At 58.0% G+C, this 19,450-nt stretch carries 19 protein-coding genes; 4 read left to right on the top strand and 15 right to left on the bottom strand.

Features of this window, described 5'->3' with window-relative positions:
- Positions 1-2 precede the first annotated feature (2 nt).
- Together H9Q75_RS00940 and H9Q75_RS00935 are read left to right on the top strand one after the other, a co-directional pair.
- Positions 3-797 carry a hypothetical protein gene (locus H9Q75_RS00940; protein WP_186564295.1) on the top strand — a complete coding sequence of 265 codons (795 nt, stop codon included), beginning with the start codon at positions 3-5 and terminating at the stop codon, positions 795-797.
- Positions 798-980: 183 nt separating this feature from the next.
- Positions 981-3,362, top strand: a complete 2,382-nt coding sequence (locus H9Q75_RS00935; protein ID WP_186564980.1) for a phosphoketolase family protein — start codon at positions 981-983, stop codon at positions 3,360-3,362.
- Positions 3,363-3,574: 212 nt separating this feature from the next.
- Here the strand turns inward: H9Q75_RS00935 and H9Q75_RS00930 are convergent, their stop codons facing one another.
- The 12 genes from H9Q75_RS00930 to H9Q75_RS00875 all read right to left on the bottom strand — a co-directional run bounded on the left by H9Q75_RS00930 (position 3,575) and on the right by H9Q75_RS00875 (position 15,000).
- Positions 3,575-3,901, bottom strand: a complete 327-nt coding sequence (locus H9Q75_RS00930; RefSeq protein WP_186564294.1) for a hypothetical protein — start codon at positions 3,899-3,901, stop codon at positions 3,575-3,577.
- Positions 3,902-4,082: 181 nt separating this feature from the next.
- Positions 4,083-5,114, bottom strand: a complete 1,032-nt coding sequence (locus tag H9Q75_RS00925; RefSeq protein ID WP_243200632.1) for an alpha/beta fold hydrolase — start codon at positions 5,112-5,114, stop codon at positions 4,083-4,085.
- 14 nt (positions 5,115-5,128) lie between these two features.
- Entirely contained in the window at positions 5,129-5,848 is a 720-nt protein-coding gene (locus tag H9Q75_RS00920; RefSeq protein ID WP_186564293.1) for a TetR/AcrR family transcriptional regulator, read from the bottom strand.
- Between the two features lie 121 nt (positions 5,849-5,969).
- Positions 5,970-6,785 carry an alpha/beta fold hydrolase gene (locus H9Q75_RS00915; protein ID WP_186564292.1) on the bottom strand — a complete coding sequence of 272 codons (816 nt, stop codon included), beginning with the start codon at positions 6,783-6,785 and terminating at the stop codon, positions 5,970-5,972.
- Positions 6,786-6,790: 5 nt separating this feature from the next.
- The gene (locus H9Q75_RS00910) at positions 6,791-8,104 is read right to left on the bottom strand and encodes an acetyl-CoA hydrolase/transferase family protein (RefSeq protein WP_186564291.1); all 1,314 of its coding nucleotides are present in this window, start codon (positions 8,102-8,104) and stop codon (positions 6,791-6,793) included.
- Positions 8,105-8,117: 13 nt separating this feature from the next.
- A complete protein-coding gene (locus H9Q75_RS00905) occupies positions 8,118-8,948 on the bottom strand; it encodes an alpha/beta fold hydrolase (RefSeq protein WP_186564290.1) in 831 nt (276 codons plus the stop codon).
- A 165-nt stretch (positions 8,949-9,113) separates the two neighbouring features.
- Positions 9,114-10,409, bottom strand: a complete 1,296-nt coding sequence (locus H9Q75_RS00900) for an ABC transporter substrate-binding protein (protein ID WP_186564289.1) — start codon at positions 10,407-10,409, stop codon at positions 9,114-9,116.
- A gap of 67 nt (positions 10,410-10,476) precedes the next feature.
- On the bottom strand, positions 10,477-11,196 hold the full coding sequence (locus tag H9Q75_RS00895) for an ABC transporter ATP-binding protein (RefSeq protein ID WP_186564288.1): 720 nt from the start codon (positions 11,194-11,196) through the stop codon (positions 10,477-10,479).
- Positions 11,193-12,017, bottom strand: a complete 825-nt coding sequence (locus H9Q75_RS00890; protein WP_186564287.1) for an ABC transporter ATP-binding protein — start codon at positions 12,015-12,017, stop codon at positions 11,193-11,195. The genes H9Q75_RS00895 and H9Q75_RS00890 overlap by 4 nt, the downstream gene beginning before the upstream one ends.
- The gene (locus H9Q75_RS00885) at positions 12,010-13,077 is read right to left on the bottom strand and encodes a branched-chain amino acid ABC transporter permease (protein WP_186564286.1); all 1,068 of its coding nucleotides are present in this window, start codon (positions 13,075-13,077) and stop codon (positions 12,010-12,012) included. The genes H9Q75_RS00890 and H9Q75_RS00885 overlap by 8 nt, the downstream gene beginning before the upstream one ends.
- Positions 13,078-13,091: 14 nt before the next feature.
- Positions 13,092-13,967, bottom strand: coding sequence for a branched-chain amino acid ABC transporter permease (locus tag H9Q75_RS00880; protein ID WP_186564285.1), 876 nt, complete (start codon positions 13,965-13,967; stop codon positions 13,092-13,094).
- Between the two features lie 7 nt (positions 13,968-13,974).
- A complete protein-coding gene (locus H9Q75_RS00875) occupies positions 13,975-15,000 on the bottom strand; it encodes a 3-oxoacyl-ACP synthase (RefSeq protein WP_186564284.1) in 1,026 nt (341 codons plus the stop codon).
- Positions 15,001-15,415: 415 nt separating this feature from the next.
- On the opposite strand from H9Q75_RS00875, the gene H9Q75_RS00870 reads away from it, so the two are divergent.
- Entirely contained in the window at positions 15,416-15,838 is a 423-nt protein-coding gene (locus H9Q75_RS00870) for a MaoC family dehydratase (protein ID WP_186564283.1), read from the top strand.
- Between the two features lie 298 nt (positions 15,839-16,136).
- Here H9Q75_RS00870 and H9Q75_RS00865 read toward each other — a convergent pair whose 3' ends face one another.
- Together H9Q75_RS00865 and H9Q75_RS00860 are read right to left on the bottom strand one after the other, a co-directional pair.
- A complete protein-coding gene (locus H9Q75_RS00865; RefSeq protein ID WP_186564282.1) occupies positions 16,137-17,042 on the bottom strand; it encodes a DMT family transporter in 906 nt (301 codons plus the stop codon).
- Positions 17,039-17,863 (bottom strand): AraC family transcriptional regulator, encoded by an 825-nt coding sequence (locus H9Q75_RS00860; RefSeq protein WP_186564281.1) that lies wholly within the window; start codon positions 17,861-17,863, stop codon positions 17,039-17,041. The genes H9Q75_RS00865 and H9Q75_RS00860 overlap by 4 nt, the downstream gene beginning before the upstream one ends.
- A 158-nt stretch (positions 17,864-18,021) precedes the next feature.
- Between H9Q75_RS00860 and H9Q75_RS00855 the strand changes: the two genes are divergently transcribed.
- The gene (locus H9Q75_RS00855; protein ID WP_186565041.1) at positions 18,022-18,225 is read left to right on the top strand and encodes a hypothetical protein; all 204 of its coding nucleotides are present in this window, start codon (positions 18,022-18,024) and stop codon (positions 18,223-18,225) included.
- Here the strand turns inward: H9Q75_RS00855 and H9Q75_RS00850 are convergent.
- On the bottom strand, positions 18,222-19,367 hold the full coding sequence (locus H9Q75_RS00850) for an aldo/keto reductase (RefSeq protein WP_186564280.1): 1,146 nt from the start codon (positions 19,365-19,367) through the stop codon (positions 18,222-18,224). The two genes, H9Q75_RS00855 and H9Q75_RS00850, sit on opposite strands and share 4 nt — an antisense overlap.
- Positions 19,368-19,450: the final 83 nt, after the last annotated feature.

Genomic DNA, 19,450 nt, shown 5'->3' with positions numbered 1-19,450 from the left:
TTATGAAAAAGCTGCTTGCGCCCCTGCTGGCACTGGGACTGCTTCTCTCCTCCTGCTCCCATGGGCAGGCCCCCTCCACACCGCTTCCCTCCTCCACTCCCACCCCTGTTCCTGTGGCCTCCCCCTCTTCCGCGCCCCTTTGGTGGGAGCGCCCCGACCTATCTCTGCTGCCCCAGTCACTGGAGGAATCTGCCCTCCTCGGCGGCGTGCCCTGCTGGCTGATGGGTACGGCGGAGGATGTGCAGCTCTACTGCGGCGTAGATGTGAACGAGGGCGGCTGGCTGCTGCGTCGGGGGGATGCGGTACAGTATTTTCCCGCGCCCATGGCCCGGCGCCCTGAGACGGCGCCCAAACTGCAGTGGGGCGACTTTGACGCGGACGGGCAGGAGGAGCTTCTGATTCTCTATTACACAACCCCCCAGTCTGCGGACCTGCACATCTACGAGTGGGCGGAGGGCTGGACCGACCGCCATTTTGGGCCGGAGGTCTACAACCCGCTTCTGCTGGACGCCATCGAATACCATTACGAGCCCCGTACGGCCACTGTTGCCTGCGGCGGGAACACAGTCTCCTACACTTTGGGACCGGAAGAGGCCGGCCGTGTGGGGCTCTGGGATTCCTTCGGCGACCTGCTCTTTTACCGGGTAGAGGACACTTCTCTTACCGCTGTATTCGGCATCGGCCTGAACATTAACGGCCAGGCGCGCTACTTCGCCAATGTCACCGCGCAGCTCTGCTACGATGGGGCGTCTTTTTCCCTTTTAAATTTTCAACTGCTGGAAACCGGCGGTGTATAAGGAAACAATACCGGAGGCTAAACCCTCCGGTATTGTTATATTAGGTCGAAAATTTGTGCGTTTTCTCTTGACACTCCTCCGCTATGACCTATAATAATAGATGAGCTATTGTATTAAGGGGGTATTTAAGTGCCAAAAACGGCAAAAAGCATTGTCAAAGCCGCCGCTAAGACGTCTACCCGCATGTCCAAGAAGAACCCTCTCTCCGCAGACCTGCTGCGCCGGATCGACGCCTACTGGCGGGCGGCCAACTACCTGGCCGCGGCCCAGATCTATCTGCTGGACAATCCCCTGCTGCGGGAGCCACTGCGGCAGGAGCATCTGAAGAAAAAATTTGTGGGTCACTGGGGGACCGTCCCCGGCCAGACCTTCATCTATACCCACCTCAACCGTGTCATTACCAAATACGACCTGAACATCATCTATCTCTCCGGCCCCGGCCACGGGGGCAACGCATTGGTGGCCCAGACCTATCTGGAGGGCTCCTTTAGCGAAATTTATCCCAATGCCAGCCAGGATGAGGAGGGCATGAAGCACCTGTTCCACCAGTTCTCCTTCCCCGGCGGCATTCCCATCCACTGTGGTCCCCAGACCCCTGGCTCCATCAGCGAAGGGGGCGAGTTAGGCTACTCCCTGGCCCACGCCTTCGGCGCGGTGATGGACAATCCCGCCCTCATCGCCGCCTGTGTGGTGGGCGACGGAGAGGCGGAGTCCGGCCCCCTGGCGGCGGCCTGGCACTCCAATAAGTTTATCAACCCGGTTACCGACGGCGCGGTGCTCCCTATTCTCCACCTGAACGGCGCCAAAAACGCCAACCCCAGCATCTTCTCCCGCATCTCCCACGACGAGGTGGAGGACTTTTTCAAAGGCTGCGGCTGGACTCCCCGCTTTGTGGAGGGGGATGATCCCATGCAGATGCACCAGACCATGGCCGCCGCTCTGGACTGGGCCACCCGGGAGATTGAGCGCATTCAGGTCAGCGCCCGGGAGGGGGGTGACACCACCCGTCCCCGCTGGCCCATGATCGTGTTCCGCTCCCCCAAGGGCTGGACCGGCCCCAAGGAGATCGACGGCATGCCGGTGGAGGGCACCTTCCGGGCCCATCAGGTGCCCCTAATCCTGGACGGATCCCGGCCGGACCACCTGAAGATTCTTGAGGACTGGCTGCGCAGCTACCACCCGGAGGAACTCTTCGACGAAAACGGCGCCCTGATCCCCTCACTGCGGGAGCTCTCCCCCCAGGGCACCCGGCGCATGGGGGCCAATCCCCACGCCAATGGCGGCCAGCTGCTGCGGGACCTGCGCATCCCCGATTTCCGCAAATACGCCGTGGAGGTCCCCCAGCCCGGAGAGATCCAGGCCCGGGATATGCAGGCCCTCGGCGGCTATATTCGGGATGTGATCAAACTCAATCGGGAGGCCCGGAACTTCCGGCTGTTTGCCCCGGACGAGACTCTGTCCAACCGGCTGGAGGCGGTGTTTGAGGCCACCGGCCGGCGCTGGATGGCCGAGCGCACGGATGCCGACCAGTATTTGGACCAGGACGGCCGGGTGATGGACGCCATGCTCTCCGAGCACATGTGTCAGGGCTGGCTGGAGGGTTACCTGCTCACCGGCCGGCACGGGGTATTCAACAGCTACGAGGCCTTTGTGCGCATTGTGGATTCCATGTTCTCCCAGTACGCCAAATGGCTGAAGGTGTGCAATCAGCTCCCCTGGCGTCAGGACATCGCCTCGTTGAACTATCTGCTCACTGCCAACGTGTGGCAGCAGGAGCACAATGGCTTTACCCACCAGGACCCCGGCTTCCTGGACCATGTGGCCAACAAGAAGGCGGACGTGGTGCGCCTCTATCTGCCGCCGGACGCCAACTGCCTGCTCTCCTGCTTTGACCACTGCATCAAGAGCCGGAATTATGTCAATGTAATGGTCACTTCCAAGCAGCCCATGCCCCAGTGGCTGACCATGGATCAGGCGGTCAAGCACTGCACCCAGGGCATCAGCATCTGGCGCTGGGCCTCCAATGACGAGGGGGCTGACCCCGATGTAATCATGGCCTGTTGTGGCGAGACCCCCACGCTGGAGACCTTGGCGGCGGTGACCATTCTCCGCAGGGAGCTGCCGGAATTAAAAGTGCGGGTCATCAATGTGGTGGACCTGATGAAGCTCCAGCCCCATACAGAGCATCCCCACGGCCTCACCGACGAGGACTATGACGCCCTCTTCACCCGGGACAAGCCCATCATCTTCGCCTTTCATGGCTACCCCTCCCTGGTGCATGAGCTCACCTACCGCCGGCACAACAAACTGCTCCATGTGCGCGGTTACAAGGAGGAGGGAGCCATTACCACCCCCTTCGACATGCGGGTACAAAACGATATCGACCGCTTCCATCTGGTGCAGGACGTGGTCAAGCGCCTGCCCCAGCTGGGCAATCGGGGCGCTTTCCTCATCCAGCTGATGCGGGATAAGCTGGTGGAGCATCACCAGTACATCATCACCGAGGGCCAGGACATGCCGGAGATCCGAAACTGGACCTGGAACAACGGCAAAGGGATTGAATGACCGACACCCAAGGCCCACCCGCTTCTCTCATCACAAAGAGGGACCGGAGTAAACTCCGGTCCCTCTTGTTCTTTTGTTATTTCAGGCTTGCGGGGTTCTCGCAGCAGCGCATCAGCAGGACGGCAACCTCCGCCCGGGTGGCGCTGCCGCCCTGGTGTTCAGCTGGCAGAAGATCAGCACAGTGTTGAAGATCAGATTGGTGACATGCAGGCTCATACTTTCCTTCCCCTTATCGTCATCGCATGCTTGACAAAAAATCGGTAGTATTCGTCGGCCATAGCCTTGCGGTCCCGTATGCGGATGGGCACCACGCACCCATCCAGACGTGCGGCCAGATTCCCCAGCTTTCCGCTGCTCCCGACGACCTCACCGCCGCTCAGATAAATGCGAATACTAAAGATATCGAAAAACAACAGGGAGAAATCCCGATGCCCCTCCCCCATGTCTTCCAACAGAGCCTCTCCAGAAGAATACCCAGTAATGCACAGATCCTCTTCATAGTCGCGCAGCAGCTTCTCCAGGGGGCCATCCAAGGTCATTTTACGTTATTTTTACGTGATTATAAGCAAATGTGACAAACAGCGTCAATTTCCGCGGCAGGAGGATCGTCTGTACATCTGCAGGTAAAAAACTGCCGCAGGAATCATCCTGCGGCAGTTCTTTGCTTTCCAATCGTTTTGTATGGTCCCTATAGGACTCCGCCGTTTCCGGCAGATTTTTTCATTCTTTGCGCGAAAAGACAAAATCCATCAGGCTCTTAAGAAATTTGTCCTCCTGGTCTACATGACAGGCATGTCCGCTGTGCTCCAGCAGAATCTCCTGATAGCTTCCGCCCTTTGCGGCGTATTGGTCCAGCACATATCTGGTCTGAGCGACCATGGGCTGCGGCGGGAAAAGCTCCGGTCCAGGCCAGCCGGGCACGGCCCCCATCTCACCCAGCGCCCCAAAATCGCAGGGGCTGTGATCCCCCACCACCAGGTCACTGTCGCCGCGCAGCCACAGGACCGGACACTTGCGGGGAATATCCGTCAGGGCGGACAAATTACAGTACACCGGAGACATGGTATTGCACACGCCTCTGGAACCGGAGGCCACCCCCGGCCACTGGGTTACCGAAACCGAATCGCCGGGATACATCCCGTCTCCTACCCTTGTGGACGCAATGGCATCTACAAACTGCTCCTCCCACTTCGGCTCCACGCGGAAGCCGGGGTAGAGATACACGTTGTTGAGCATGGTGCGCATAAATTCCCGGTTGCCCGCCTGGAGCGCCTGTACCAGCTGCGCATTGGCGCAGCCTCCACCGCTGGCCAAACCGGCCGGTGTGAGCATCCTGCCATCCGGGGTACAGGTGCCCCCAAAGCCAAAGGGAGAGAGCGGCGCCTCCAGAATCAGGCCCAGCAGCTGCTCACTGTGGTCAATGGCATACTGCATCGCCACGCCGCCGCCCATAGACCAGCCCAACAGATAAAATCGGTCCCAGCCCATCGTCTGGGTCAGGGCATAGATATCGTCGCTGAAATCCCGCAGTCCACGTGCGGCGTTCACTGGCATCGGCTGGCTGTCCCCAAAGCAGCGCAGGTCCGGGGCTGCCAATTCAAAGCGCCCCTCCAACCGTTCCATCAAAGGAAGGTAAAACTTGGAAGACGAGGCATTGCCGTGCAACAGAAGCAGTTTGGGTGCACCGGCGGTCCCACCCTGGTAACAGGCAATCTCCAGCCGCTGTGTCTTCCACATCCGCTGTTCTATCATAATCATTCCCTCTTTTATGCTCCGTCCTCTTCCTCACCCTCGTCATCGTCCACCTCGATCTCGAAGCGAAAGCGGGACTTCGGCGGAACACTGTGTTCTGCCTGTTCCTTGTACCTGAGCTGCTGATCCGGCTCCGGCTTAAACACATTTCCCTCAAGAATTTTCATAAATTCGTCCACCACATGGTCGATGGCAGAGGGATCCCGTTTAAACAGGCACCAGTTCAGGCCCAGGAAGTTCGTGATACCCATCAGGGTATAGGCCAGTACCTCTGTGTCGATATCCCCCAGTTCACCGGCGGCCTTGCTCTTCTCCAGGCCCCGCTTGTAGGCGGCACAGAAGGTCTCATAGTACTGCACAAACAGACTATAGTCGATATACATGGACTCCCAGATGATGTGGTACATGTACTGGTTTTCCATAATGAACTCCAGCCATGCCTTCAGACCCACACGCTCCACCTCCAGCCGCGTCTTGCAGCCGCTGGTGGCCTGGCTCAAAAACTTCCGGATCTTATGGCTGCACTGGAACAGCAGGTATTTATAAAGGTTATACTTGCTGTCAAAGTAGACATAAAAGGTTCCTGAGGCTACGCCTGCCAAACTGGTAATGTCATTGATGGAAGCGGAATGATAGCCCTTCTCATAAAATACCTGTATTGCAGCGCTCAAGATGTTGTTTAGGGTCATGCGCCCCCGCTTTGTGCGGGGAATATTGATCAAATCATCCTGCATTTCTTGTACCTTCTCTTGGGAGCAATTCATCTCCTCTTATTTTAAAAATGATTATAGCGAAAAACAGATTAAAATTCAACACCATTTTGTGCTGCAAATATTTCTCACTGCAAACTATCTATTATACAATATCAAATTTCACTTTGGTATTGTTGAAAAAGCCCAGCGTCAAGGCAGTAAACAGCACAGGCATTTCATACATGGACGCATGTCCGCACTTGGGAATAACCACATAGTGGCTGTTGGGAATCCGCGAGGCAATCAGCTGCTGCTCCTCCATGGGTGTGAGATAGTCCTCCTGGCAGGAGACCACCAGCGTGGGCGCCTGAATGGTGTGAATCTGGTCGGTCACATCGTAGTCCGCCGCGCTGTTGGTGAGGCGGATCATGGAGTTGACAAAGTCGGGATTGCCGAACACCGGGCGCAGAACCTCTCTGCGGTGCTCCATCCAGGCATTGTTCTCCCGGTAGAAGCCGGGCGAGTAGATGATCGGAATCGTGCTCAGATAGTAAGACTCGGCGTCATCGGCAGCCAGATTCCAGCCGTCTCCGATATCCTTGAGCCAGGGGCCGGTGCGGGAGGTGGTGTTGAAGAGCACCAACCGCTCAACCCGGTCTCCGTACTTTACCGCGAAGCGCTGCGCCACCTCTCCGCCGTAGGAGATGCCCAGCAGATTCACCTTATCCAACTGCAGGTAGTCCAGCAGGGCCAGGACCACCTCGGCCTGGAGCGCCTGGGAAAAGGGGCCGTCCATCTTGTCACTCTTGCCCTGATCCAGCATATCCAGCAGGATCAGACGGTTATGGGCGGAAAAGGGCTCCACAAACTCGGCCCAACTGCCGCAGGACATCATAATGCCGTTGAGCACGACAATGGGTTTCCCCTGGCCATATTCTTCATAGTGAATGCACTTGTCCTGAAAAATAAACCGTGCCATGCCGCTTACCTCCGACCCAGGATGCCGACTTCCACGGCCTGATCCCACAGCTCTTCGCGGAACTTGGGATGGGCAATCTCAATCAGGCGGGCCACACGGTCCCGGATGCTGGTGCCTCGCAGCTCGGCCACACCGTACTCGGTGACCACCCGGTCCACATCGTTGCGGGACAGGGACACCGCAGCGCCGGCCATCAGCTGGGGCACGATCTTGGACACTTCCCTCTTCTCACCGGTGGCGGGGTCCTTCACCATAGCGGTGGAGTAGAGGGCGATGATGGACTTACCGTTCTTGGACATCTGGGCGCCGATGGCGGTGTCCGCCTGGCCGCCGGTGCCGGAGAACTGGCGGGAGCCCAGGGACTCAGAGGCACACTGTCCGGTGAGGTCTACCTCCAGGGAGGTATTGATGGAGACCTGGTTGTCGTTCTGGGCAATGGTGTAGGGGTCGTTGGTCCAGGCACCGTCCATAATTGCGATACCGGGGTTGTAGTCCATGAACTCATAAAGCTCGGGAATGCCCATGGCGAAGGTGGTGACGATCTTGCCTTTGTTGATCTGCTTGCGCTTGCCGTTGATGACCCCCATCTTGGCCAGGCGCATCATACCGCTGGTGAGCATCTCCGTATGCACGCCCAGATCGTTCTTGGACTCCAGGGCGGCGGCCACAGCGTTGGGGATGCCGCCGATGCCCAGCTGGATGCAGGAGCCGTCGGGCACCATGTCCGCAATGAGCTTGCCGATAGCAGCGTCCTTTTCCGTGAAGGGCAGGTCGGGAGTGACCGGGGGCATATAGTCGGCACGGATCAGGTAGTCCACATCAGACACGGGCACCTGCACGTCGCCGAAGGTGTAGGGCATATTGGGGTTAACCTCCAGGATGACCAGGTCGGCCGCCTCGATCATGCGCTTCTCATAGGTGTTGGACAGGGACAGGGAGACATAGCCGTGCTTATCCGGCAGGGTGGCGGCGCCCACGTAGATGTTGGGCTTCACAAACTGCAGGCGCTTGGTGGCGGCCAGGTGCAGGTGGTTGGGGATGTAGGCCATGTTGCCGTTGGCGTGGGCCTTGCGCATCTGGGGGGCGAAGAACCAGCCGTCCACCTCAAAGGACTCCACATACTCCGGCTTATAGATCTCAGAGGGATGACTGGGCAGGCAGTTGGTCACCTTCACATGCTTGACCCGGTCGGCAATGGTGTGCAGCTGTCCCATGAACAGCCCCGCCTCAGCGGCGCCCAGGCCGGTAACGATCACATCGCCGGACTTGACCATGCTCAGGGCTTTTTCGACCGAAATATACTTTTCTTCAAAACTCATAACAGTTCTCTCCTTAACCTTCATAAGGGGCACAGTGTTTCATCACAAAACCAAAAATTGCGCTTTCCAGTTCACGGGGCTTTTCAAAAATCGCCACATGTCCGCAGCCGGGCAGCGTCATATACTCCGCATTTGGGATTCGCTCCGCCATGATTTTCGAAAATTTTGGCGGTTTGAGGATGTCCTCTTCCCCGCAGAGGATGAGTGCCGGACAGCGGATTTCTCCCAGCGCATCTGTCATAGTCACGTCCTGGGCAAAGGTGTCATAGAGGATTTTCTGACCCTCCAGATAGCCGTCAGGATTCCCCTTGATGGCTTTGGCCCGGCCGGAGAGCATCTCCCAGTTCTTTTGAATAAACTCCGGGCCGTAGATGCTGGGGGCCATCCCCCAGAAAAACTGTTCTCCGTCTCCGGTGTCGCAGAGAATCTTCCAGCCAACCACAAAGCCCTCACACACCGGATCCAGCTCGCTCACCGAGTCGATTACAGAGATCGAACGCACCATCTCGGGATAGAGAATCGCAAATTTCATTGCCACTTCGCCGCCATAGGAGGTCCCGACCAGATGAACCTTTTCCACACCCAGATGCTCAAAAAGGGCCTTGGTCTCAGCACAGTGCTCAGCGAACGAATAGGGTCCCTCCGGCTTGGAGGACTTCAGCTGTCCCTTGAAATCGTGGACAATCACACGAAATCCGGCCCGTTCAAACACCGGCCAGAGCATGGACCAGCTGGATACGGAGGCCATAACGCCGTTTAAGAAAGCGATGGTCTCTTTTCCATTTGGATCTCCATGCACCTCATAATACAGCTTGACATCTTCATTCAATGTAAAATAAGCCAAATCGTTACCTCCTCAAGCATTTTTTGCATTTCTCTCTGGAATATAAGAAGGAGGGCCCCGGAAAACCGGGGCCCTCCTTCTCAGCTTAATAGGCATTATCTACATCGAGTCCGGGAGGAAGGGTAGCTCCCTGACCCGAAGGAGATACAGATTGCTAAGGGGAGATCAGCCAGCGCTGGCCAGCAGGGTATCCATGCTCTGCAGGCCGTCCACCAGCTCCCAGCCGCCCTCGACGTCGGGGTTGATCTTGGACAGGTTCATCTCCTGAGTACCGGCACGGTTGCCGTCGGCGTAGTCAATCTTGCCGCCGAAGGGGTTCTGGATGGGACCGCCGGTCTCCAGAGCGTTCATGTAGTTCTCCCAGGTGATGTCCTGGCCCTCGATGCGGCGCAGGCCCTCGCAGAAGAAGTGAGCGGCAATCCAGCCGGTCTGAGCATAGGCGTTCATGTTGTAGCTCTCGTCGATCTTGCTGACCCACTCCTGATACAGAGCCAGAGCGTCCTGGTCGTCATAGGCCACCCAGCCGTTGCCGTACACGTCGAACTTGCCGGCGATATCAGCAGAAACCAGGGGAGGAATGGCGGAGGACACGTTCACGTAGGTGGTGATCACGGGAGCGGTGCTGCCCTGGGCGGCCAGCTCCTTGACGATGGTGGGCATGGTGGCCTGGATAGCGGCGCAGATGATGGCGTCAGCACCGCTGTTCTTGATGGAGGTGACGGCAGCGGACACGTCGGAAGAACCGGCGGCTACCTGCTCAGCCACGTACTCAATCCCCAGCTCCTTGCACTTGGCCTCGGCGCCGGTCAGCATATCCTTACCGGCGTCGTCGTTGGTGTAGATGATGCCGATCTTAGTGGCCTCAAAGGTACCCACGCAGCGGGCGACCATGATCTGGCCCTCAGTGGTGTAGATGGGCTGTACGGGGAAGATGTTGTAGCCGTCGGCGTTGGTCTTAGCGCCCTCAGCATACAGCTGGCCGATGCCGGTGGCGAAGTACACGGCGGGGATGCCGTAGTTCTTCAGGTCCTCAATGGTGGCGCCCACAACGGGGGTGCCGAAGTGGCCTACAATGGCGAAGACCTTCTCGTCCTCGACAAAGTTCTGCAGGGCAGCCTTGCCCTTAACGGGATCGAACTCGTCGTCCGTGTGCAGGAACTCGATCTTGCGGCCGTCAATGCCGCCCTCGGCGTTCACCATGTCCAGGTAAGCCTGGATGCCGGCGTTAAAGGGCACGCCCACAGGGGCATAAGAGCCGGAGGTGGCGGCGGAGTTGGCGATCTTGATGGTGGTGTCGTCAGCACCCTGAGAGTACTTGATCTCAGTGCTGCCGGAGTTGCTGGGGGCGGGGCTGTTGCCGGAGCCGGAAGGAGCGGGGCTATTGCTCTGGCCGCCGTTTCCGCAGGCCGCGAGGGACAGCGTCAAAGCCGCCGCCAGGAGCAGGGACATGAGTTTCTTCATTTCGGTTCCTCCTATAAAATATATTTTTTGTGGACGCTCCACAGGGGTCACAATTCGATTCGACGGCTTATTTGCCGCCCAGGTAGGCTTCGACCAGCTTGGGATCCCGGATCAGCACGCTGGCCTCGCCGGACATATTGATCTCGCCAACCTCCAGTACATAGCCGAAGTCCGCGATCTTCAGGGTCTGCAGGGCGTTCTGCTCCACGATGACCACCGTAGTTCCCTCCGCCTTGATCTCCTTGATGATTTCAAAAATATCCCGCACAACCAGAGGCGCCAAGCCCAGAGAGGGCTCATCCAACAGCAGAATCTTCGGGTCAGACATGAGGGCCCGGGCGATGGCCAGCATCTGCAGCTCGCCGCCGGAGAGCGTATATGCCATCTGACGCTTACGCTCGGCCAAGCGTGGAAAGTAACGGTAGCAACGCTCAAAGCCCCTCTGGATGATCTTTCGGTCTTTGACCGTGAATGCGCCCACCTTCAGGTTCTCCTCCACCGTCAGATCACCGAAGATCTGACGGCCCTCGGGGGACTGGGCAATGCCCAGCCGGGCGATCTTCTCCGTGTCCATGTTGGTAATGTCTTTGCCGTAGAACTCAATCTTGCCTTCCGCTGCATTGGTCAGGCCGGATATCGTGCGCAGCGTGGAAGTTTTGCCGGCGCCGTTGGCGCCCAACAGAGCCACAACGCTGCCCTCATATACCTCGATATCGATCCCTTTGACGGCTTCGATGGCGCCGTAGCGTACCTTGAGGCCTTTGATGGAAAGGGCGGTCTTTTTCATTCGGGGTCCTCCTCTCCAAGGTAGGCTTCCTGCACCTGCTTGTTGGCCTGGATCTCACTGGGCGTACCGCAGGCCAGGAACTGGCCGAAGGAGATGGCACAGATCCGGTCGCAGATATTCATCACCAGACGCATATCGTGCTCTACCAGCAGAATCGTGCAGTTGTAAGTATCGCGGATCCGGCGGATGGTCTCGGCCAGGTCAGCGGTCTCGGAGTCGTTGAGGCCGGCGGCCGGCTCGTCCAGGATGATGAGCTTGGGCTCAGCCATCAGGGTACGGGCCATCTCCACCTTTTTCAGCACGCCGTAGGGCTGACCGCCGGCGGGCGCGTCCTTCAGGTCGGCGATCCCCATAAACTCCAAAGCCTTCTCCGCCTTGACGCGCATCTCGCGCTCCTCCCGGCGGGCCCGGGGCAGCCGCAGGGCCTGCTCAAAGATGGTGGACTTAAAGTCAGTATGTGCGCCAATGAGCACGTTGTCGATCAGGGAAAGCTCCTTGATGACCTCTACGTTCTGGAAGGTACGCACCAGCCCCAAGCGGATAATGGAGTGGACCGGACGTCCCACCAGATTGACCACCTTATTGTCCCGGGTACGGAAAAGCACCTCGCCCCGGTCGGGATGGTAGAACTGGGTAATACAGTTGAAGGCCGTGGTCTTGCCGGCGCCGTTAGGGCCGATCAGGCCGAAGATCTCCTTCTCCTTTACATAGAAAGACAGACCCTCCACGGCTTTCAGACCACCGAACTGAATGGACAGGTCGGTGATATTGAGCACCTGATCCTCCGCCAGGGTGCCGGTGACATGGTTGGAATCAGACATGGTCGGCGCCCTCCTTTTTCTCGTTCTTGGTCTTGCCGCGGCCAAACAGCCGCTTGATGTCGCGGCCGATGCCGACCACGCCGTTGGGGTAGAACATAATCACCAGAATAATCAGCACGCCGGTGAAGATGTAGGCGATACCGTCGATCTTGCCGATCACAGGGATGCGCTTGAGGATCAGATCGGGCACCGCGAATACGATGAGCGCGCCGATGACCGTGCCGTAGATGGAGCGCAGGCCACCGATGACCACCACAGCCAGAATGTTCAGGGAGAGCATCATGATCCAGGTGGACGGATAGGAGAACTTGATGAAGTGCATGTACAGCGCTCCGCCCAGTGCCGCATAAGCGGTGGCAATGGCGAAAACGGTCAGGCGGTACTTCAGCAGATTGATGCCCATGGCCTGGGCGGCCACCTCACTGCCGCGCATGGCGTGCAGGGCGCGGCCCATCTGACCGTTGACCAGGTTGTGGGTGAGCATCATGATGAGAACCAGGATCACGGTCAGCAGGATAAAGGTTGCCTCACGGCTGAGGGTATGGCCGAAGAAGCTGGGATAGCTGGCTGTCAGGCCGGAAAACCCGTTCGTAAACTGGTCCAGCTCTTCGAAGGTTTTACGCAGGATCTCCGACACACACAGGGTTGCAATGGCCAGGTAGATGCCGGCCACGCGCAGGGAGACGAACCCGACCAGGATGCCGATGACTGCGGCCACGATAATCGCGATAAACAGCGCCAGCAGGAAGGGCAGCTCCACACTCTCGGTCAGATAGCCGGAGATATAGGCACCCATGCCCATAAAGCCAGCCGTACCCAGGGAGATCAGTCCGGAATAGCCCAGCAGCAGGTTCAGGCCCAGGGCCACCACAGAGTAGATGATCACACCGCCCAGATTGACCAGGAAGGAGCTGGGCATAATGCCGCTCTTGGCCAACAGGGGCAGCAGGCAGATCACTACACCGAAGATAATATAGCGGAGATAGGGGTTGCGGAGAATGCCCGCCTTGGAATTCCCAGAGGAAGCGGAGGCCGCATTATTGAGTGTATTTTTTCCCATGGCTCTCCCCTCCTTTACACTTTCTTAATCAACTTCTTGCCCACCAGGCCCTGAGGACGGAACACGATGAACAGAAGAACCAGCAGGTACATCAGCTGTCCGCCCCAAACGGAGGAGACATACAGGGTCAGCAGGTTGGTGCCCACGGCAATGATGTAGGCGCCCAAAATAGGACCATAGAAGGTCTGGAAGCCGCCCAGCACGCAGGCAATCAGAGCGTTGACCTGGACCGAGTCCATCACATTGGGGGTGACAGAGGTGGTGGGTGCGATCATTACGCCGGCCAGACAGCCCAAGCAGGCGGCCAGAGCCCAGGCAAAGAGGGTCACGTTGCGGGTGGGCACGCCCATCAGGCGGGCCACAGGCTCATTGGAGGCGGTGGTGCGGATGGCAATGCCCATCTTGGTCTTCTGCAGGACATAGAAGAGGATCAGCATCAGCACAATGCCCAGCACAATGTTGAACAGACCGTTATAAGTAAGGTGAGCGCCGGCGATGTTCAGCACGCCGCTCTCAATAAAGCGGGGCAGCTTCAGCGGGTCCACGCCGAAGAGCATGGGCGCCAGTCCCACAAAGACCATGATCAAGCCCAGTGTAATGATCTGCTTGGCCACCGGGGAGACCTTTTTCGTCCTGCGGATAATAACGAAGTCCACCAAACAGCCCAGGACAATGGCGGTGCAGATACCGCAGATTGTGGCCAGCCACAAGGGCATCTCCATGCTCGTCACCAGGGTCGCCACCACAAAGGTGTTGAACATACCCATGGAGCCCTGAGCGAAATGGGTGATATTACTGGTACGGAAGATAATAATGATACCCAGAGCCGCCAGTGCATAGACGCCGCCTGTCTCCAAACTGCGAAGAACGACTTGGAGGAAGGTGCTCATGTATCACTCACCCCCACTGAATTACGTTGGCCGCCCAAGTATAGCCAATGCCGGCGGCAATCATAACGGCGACATCGCCGTCCTTTACCTTACCCTGCTCCAGAGCCAGCTTCAGGGAAAGAATCTGGTCGATCTGTCCCACGTGGCCGTAGTTCTCCAGGTAGATGGTCTGGTCCTCGCTCAGGCCCAGATCCTTCAGCATGCCCAGATGGCCGGAGCGCTTGATGTGCAGAATATCCAGATAGTCGATATCGGCGCGGGTCTTGCCGGACTTGCGCAGCGCCTCGTCAATGCAGTGGTACCAGTTGGGTGTGGACTTCTCGTTGAGCAAAGCCTTCATCTTAGGCGCGTCCATCAGACGCAGCTTGAAGTTCTCTCCCACATTCTCGGGGGTGAGCGGATTGGCGATGCCGCCCACGGCGCCGCCGGCAGTCCAGACGATGGAGCCGTCGCTCATCAGATGGGTGCCCAGCAACAGGTTCTTGCCGTAGTTCTTCTTCAGCAGGATGGCGCCGCCGCCGGCCGCCAGGTTGAACATGAAAGAGACGTTGTTGTCGGTGAAGTCGATCAGGTCGCAGTTGCGGTAGCCGCCGCACACCAGAACGGTGTTGCACTCGTCGTCGGCAATCAGCAGATCCTTGGCCATCTTCATGGCGGACACACAAGTGCAGCAGCGATTCTGCACGTCGATCCCCCAGGCGTTCCAGGCGCCGATGCGATCCTGCACGTAACAGGCGGAGGTGGTCAGGGGGTATTCCTTCCACTCCTCGGTGATACAGAGGATGGCGTCAATCTCCAAGGGATCCACGCCGGTGTTCTTCAGGCAGTCCAGCGCGGCCAGAGCGCCCATCTCCTGAGTCCCGTCACAGGGCTGGTCGGAAGGTACACGCTTCTCCACAATGCCCAGCTTGTTGATGACCGCTTCCTCAGACCAGTTGCCGCCGGTGGCCTCGGAAATCTCCTTTGCAGTCATCCGCTTCTCAGGCAGGTAGACACCCAGCCCGACGATTCCTACATTTACTTTACTATCCATAGCTCGAAGTCCTCCACTCTTCATCTCTGGCAGGCACGGCGCCCCATGCCTTTGTGTCCGATTTTTACAATTTGTTTCGAACGTCAAAACATGAAAGATGATTCATTCCGCAAACAAATAATAACCATACTTGTCGAATTTGTCAATATATATTTTCGTTTTTTTCGAAATGTTTTTGTGAACAATGCCAAGTCCCATTTCTTTTATAAGATACAGAACTCTTTTTGGTCAAATTTCTAAATAGATAAGCCAGTTCCTCCCCCAATATTTTTGTGAACTATGTCAACTTCCCTCTTGACATAGTTGATCTGATATACTATACTCAAATCTGAAAGATGATTCACAATTTTAGACTTAAAAGCTTTTTGTGCTGCGATTGATTGACCAGAATTTTATAGAAATGAGGTATTTTACTATGAGCAAAGGACTGACTATGCAGGAAATCAAGATGGGTGACAGCGCCAGCTTCACCAAGACCATCACCGAGGCCGACATCACCCTGTTTGCCGGCTACAGCGGAGATTTCAACCCTGCCCACATCAATGCCGTTGAGGCTGACAAGAGCATGTTCCACGGCCGGATTGCCCACGGCATGCTCTCCGCCGGCTTTATCTCCGCCGTCCTGGGGATGCAGCTGCCCGGCCCCGGCACCATCTACATGGGTCAGGAGCTGCGCTTTGTCAAGCCTGTCCACATTGGCGACACCGTGACCGCTACCGCCACCGTGGTGGAGCGCAACGAGGAGAAGAATCGCCTGAAGCTGGAGACTGTGGTCACCAATCAGAATGGTGACGCGGTCATTACCGGCTTTGCTACCGTAATGCCTCCCAAGGCCTAATCTCCAGCACAATTGAAGGCCTGTACAGGCCCTCTCCCCCGGTCCGCAAGAGGCAGTTCTCCCTCAGCCGGTATCCGGCGAGGGACAATGCGCCTATGCATCCGAGGAAAGCCCGGGAACCCACATACATAGCCGATGTACGACCGACGGCTGCGGCGGCTGGCTTTCTGCCGCCCACACAGCTGCTGTCCTTGGTTCCCCCTGTATCAGTGCCTTCACATAAGACAAGAAGACCGTTTTGCAGCCCAGGCTGCAAAACGGTCTTCTTGTCTTTCTCCAGCAAATCCAGGAGGCGGCTTTACCCACTTCTGTGGGCCAGCTGTCCCGCCGGTCTGAACTGGGAGATGGCCAGCCCGGCCAGCGTGAGCCCCATTCCGCCTAATGACAGCGGGGTAATCTGCTCCCGAAGGAAAAAAGCTGAGGCCGCCATGGTGACCACGGGAACCAGATAAATATACACACTGGTCTTGACCGCACCCAGCCGTCCCATGGCAATCCCCCAGGTGACGAAGCACAGCGCCGAGGCGCCCAGCCCCAAGTAGAGCAGATTGAGCAGATATACTGGCTGAGCCAACCGTTCCAGCCCAAGCCGGGCATGGGAGAGCGGCAGGGCGGGCAGCATAAAGAGCAGGCCGTAGAAGAAAATCCGCCGGGTACTCTGAATGGTGCCATAGCCAAAGGCAGCCATCCGCCGGGTTAAAATGGAGTAAAAGGACCACGCCAGCGCTGCCAGCAGCGCCAGCAGATCGCCCAGCGGGTTGAGCTTCAGCACCGCCGCGCCGTTATAGGCCAGGAGGATCACCCCAGCCATGGCGGCCGCCAGGCCCGCGAAAAAGGTCGGACGCAGACGCTCCCCATCCAGAAACCGTTGGGCCAGCAGGGCCATACCGATGGGCGACACCGCCACCAGAACCCCCACGTTGGAGGCCTGGGTATAGGTCAGGGCAATGTTTTCCAACAAAAAATACAGCGTCACACCGCACAGGCCAGCGGCGGCAAAGTACAGTTCCTGCCGCCTCCGGGTCAGCTTCAGCCGGCGGGGACAGGCCGCCCACAGGGCCAGATAGCCCAAAACAAACCTGAAAAAGAGCAGCTCTACCGGCTGAAATTCTGCGAGCAGCACCTTGGTAGAGATAAAAGTAGTCCCCCAAATGAGGACCGTCAGTATGGCCGCGGCATGGCCATACACAGAACCGCTTGTCATGGTAACGCCTCCTGTTGAAAAACCGCACGATACTGGCTGGGCGTCAGACCGATATGGCTTTTGAATACATTCGTAAAGTGACTCTGGTCAGAAAATCCGGACTCCAAGGCGGCCTCCAAGGGAAAGCACCCCTGTTCCAGCAGCGTTTTGGCCCGGTCCACCCGTATGTTCTGCAGATACTGGAATGGGGTAATCCCCTTCTGGCGCGCAAAACAGCGCAGCAGGTGGTATTTGGACAGCCCTGTCAGACCCGAGAGCTCTTCCAGGGCAATCGGCCGGGCATAATTCGCCTCCAGATAAACGCACACCGTCGCCACCTCCGGCCGCTCTGCCTCCACTGTTGGCACGGCACAGCCGGCGCATGCCTCCAGAAGCTGTCCAATGAGCAGCAGGAACATCTCCCCCCGGTGCAGGCGGCTGGCATTTGCCTCGATCCGGCGGCAGAGTTCCCGTACCAGAGCCGCCAGTTTGCTGTCCGGAAGCACTGTTTTCACAAACCGGGGTAAAAGGGCTCGCCCGGTAACCTCCTGCGCGGCGGAGGCCATCACCTGCGGGTTTATATTCAGACTCCGCCAGTTCAGCGGGCGCTCATCCACCTGCTGACAGGCGTGGACGGCGTTGGGATTGAACACAATCAAATCTCCCGGCCGCGTGCGTATTTTCTCCCCGCCGATGACCGTCCAGCGCTCACCGCGCTCTATTGTACCAATGACGTAGTGGCTGTGGAAATGCGCAGGAAAGGCCTGGACCAGTCCGCCCAAACAGCAGGTCTCTATCCCCAATTCCGGGTCATAGCGCATCCTGCGCAGCTTCTTTCCCAACGATTCCATCTTCTGTCCGCTATCAGGCGGGCCGCACGTGCGGCCCGCCTGATCATGGTAACATGTTTTTCTGAAAAATCTCTTGCAGGATATTGCGCTTTTCCCGTTTGCAGAGCGCACCCGGCGCACATACTAGGACCCGAAAGGAGACGACTTTTATGAACGACAGCTTCCATCCCCTGTCCGACCTGCCCATGGGCTTCGGCATGGCACTTGCGCAGAATCCACAGGCCATGGCCTGGTTCTCCAGCCTGGCCCCGGAGCGGCAGAAAGAAATTGTGGCACACACCCACGCCATTCGCTCCAAGGCGGAAATGCAGGCTTTCGTCCGCCATCTGCCCGACGGGCAGAAATCCTTCTAGTTTCCTGTCGGGCTGGCCGGCAGGGCGTCCAGCTCCGCCCGGGCTCGGGCCAAATCGTCCGGAATTGGCAGCTTCTGAGGGCACAGGGACAGGCATTTGCCGCAGCGGACACAGTGGTCGGCCTTGGCGCTTTCATCAATCACCATGTTCCAGGGGCGCCAGGCCGCCCGCCCATCGTCCGTCTTGGCCATCAGATTCCAAATCTCAAAGTTTTTGGGGATATTGACCCCTGCCGGGCAGGGCATGCAGTAGGCGCAGCCGGTACAGCCGTTTTTGACCTTGGCACGCAGCATCTCCGCAGCCCGCTCTACCAGAGCCTCCTCTTCCCCGTCCAGGGGACGGAAGGGCTGAAACTGATTCAGATTATCCTCCAGCTGCTCCTGCGTACCCATGCCGCTGAGCACGGTGAGCACATTGGGGCGGCTGGCGGCCCAGCGAATTGCCCACGAGGCCAGAGAGGCCTTCGGCGCGGCTGAACGCAGGGGGGCCGCCACATCCTCCGGCGGATTGGCCAGGGCGCCGCCCTTCACCGGCTCCATCACCACAATGGGGATGCCCAGCCGTTCGGCCAGGTGATAGCCCTTCAGTCCCGCCTGGAACCGGGTGTCCAGATAGTTAAACTGGATCTGACAAAAATCCCACGAGTGGGCTGTTAAAATATCCTCAAAGACCTCATATTTATCATGGAAGGAAAAGCCTAGGCGCCGGATGCTCCCCTCCCGCTTTTTTTCCATGGCCCAGTCCACCAGGCCCAGCGTCTTCATCTCCGTCCAGCGCTCTTTGTTGAGTGCGTGGAAGAGGTAAAAATCAAAATAATCAGTCTGCAGGCGCCGGCGCTGCTCATCAAACAGGCGGTCTGCGTCCTCCCAGCTGTGGGCCAGCCACACGGGCAGCTTGGTGGCCAGGTAGTAGCGCTCCCGGGCCACACCCGCCAGGGCGCGCCCCACAAACTCCTCGCTCTTTCCGCTTAAATAACCATAGGCGGTGTCAAAATAGTTGACTCCTGCCTCCAGGGCGCGGAGCAGCAGGCTCTTGGCCTCCTCCTCCTGGATGATGCCTTCCGGATCGGCAGGCAGACGCATACAGCCATAGCCCAGCAGCGACACCTGGGCTGCCAGTTTTTCGTTGGTGCGATATTCCATAGCCTTTCCCTCCAAACAGTTCAGTTTTTTATTTTATCACGCTTTTTTTCATCTGTCTACGGCACCCCCATCCTTCCGCTCAC

It is taken from the genome of Lawsonibacter celer, assembly GCF_014281125.1.
Classification (GTDB): Bacteria; Bacillota; Clostridia; order Oscillospirales; family Oscillospiraceae; genus Lawsonibacter_B; species Lawsonibacter_B celer.
This window is presented reverse-complemented; position numbering and strand designations above follow the sequence as displayed.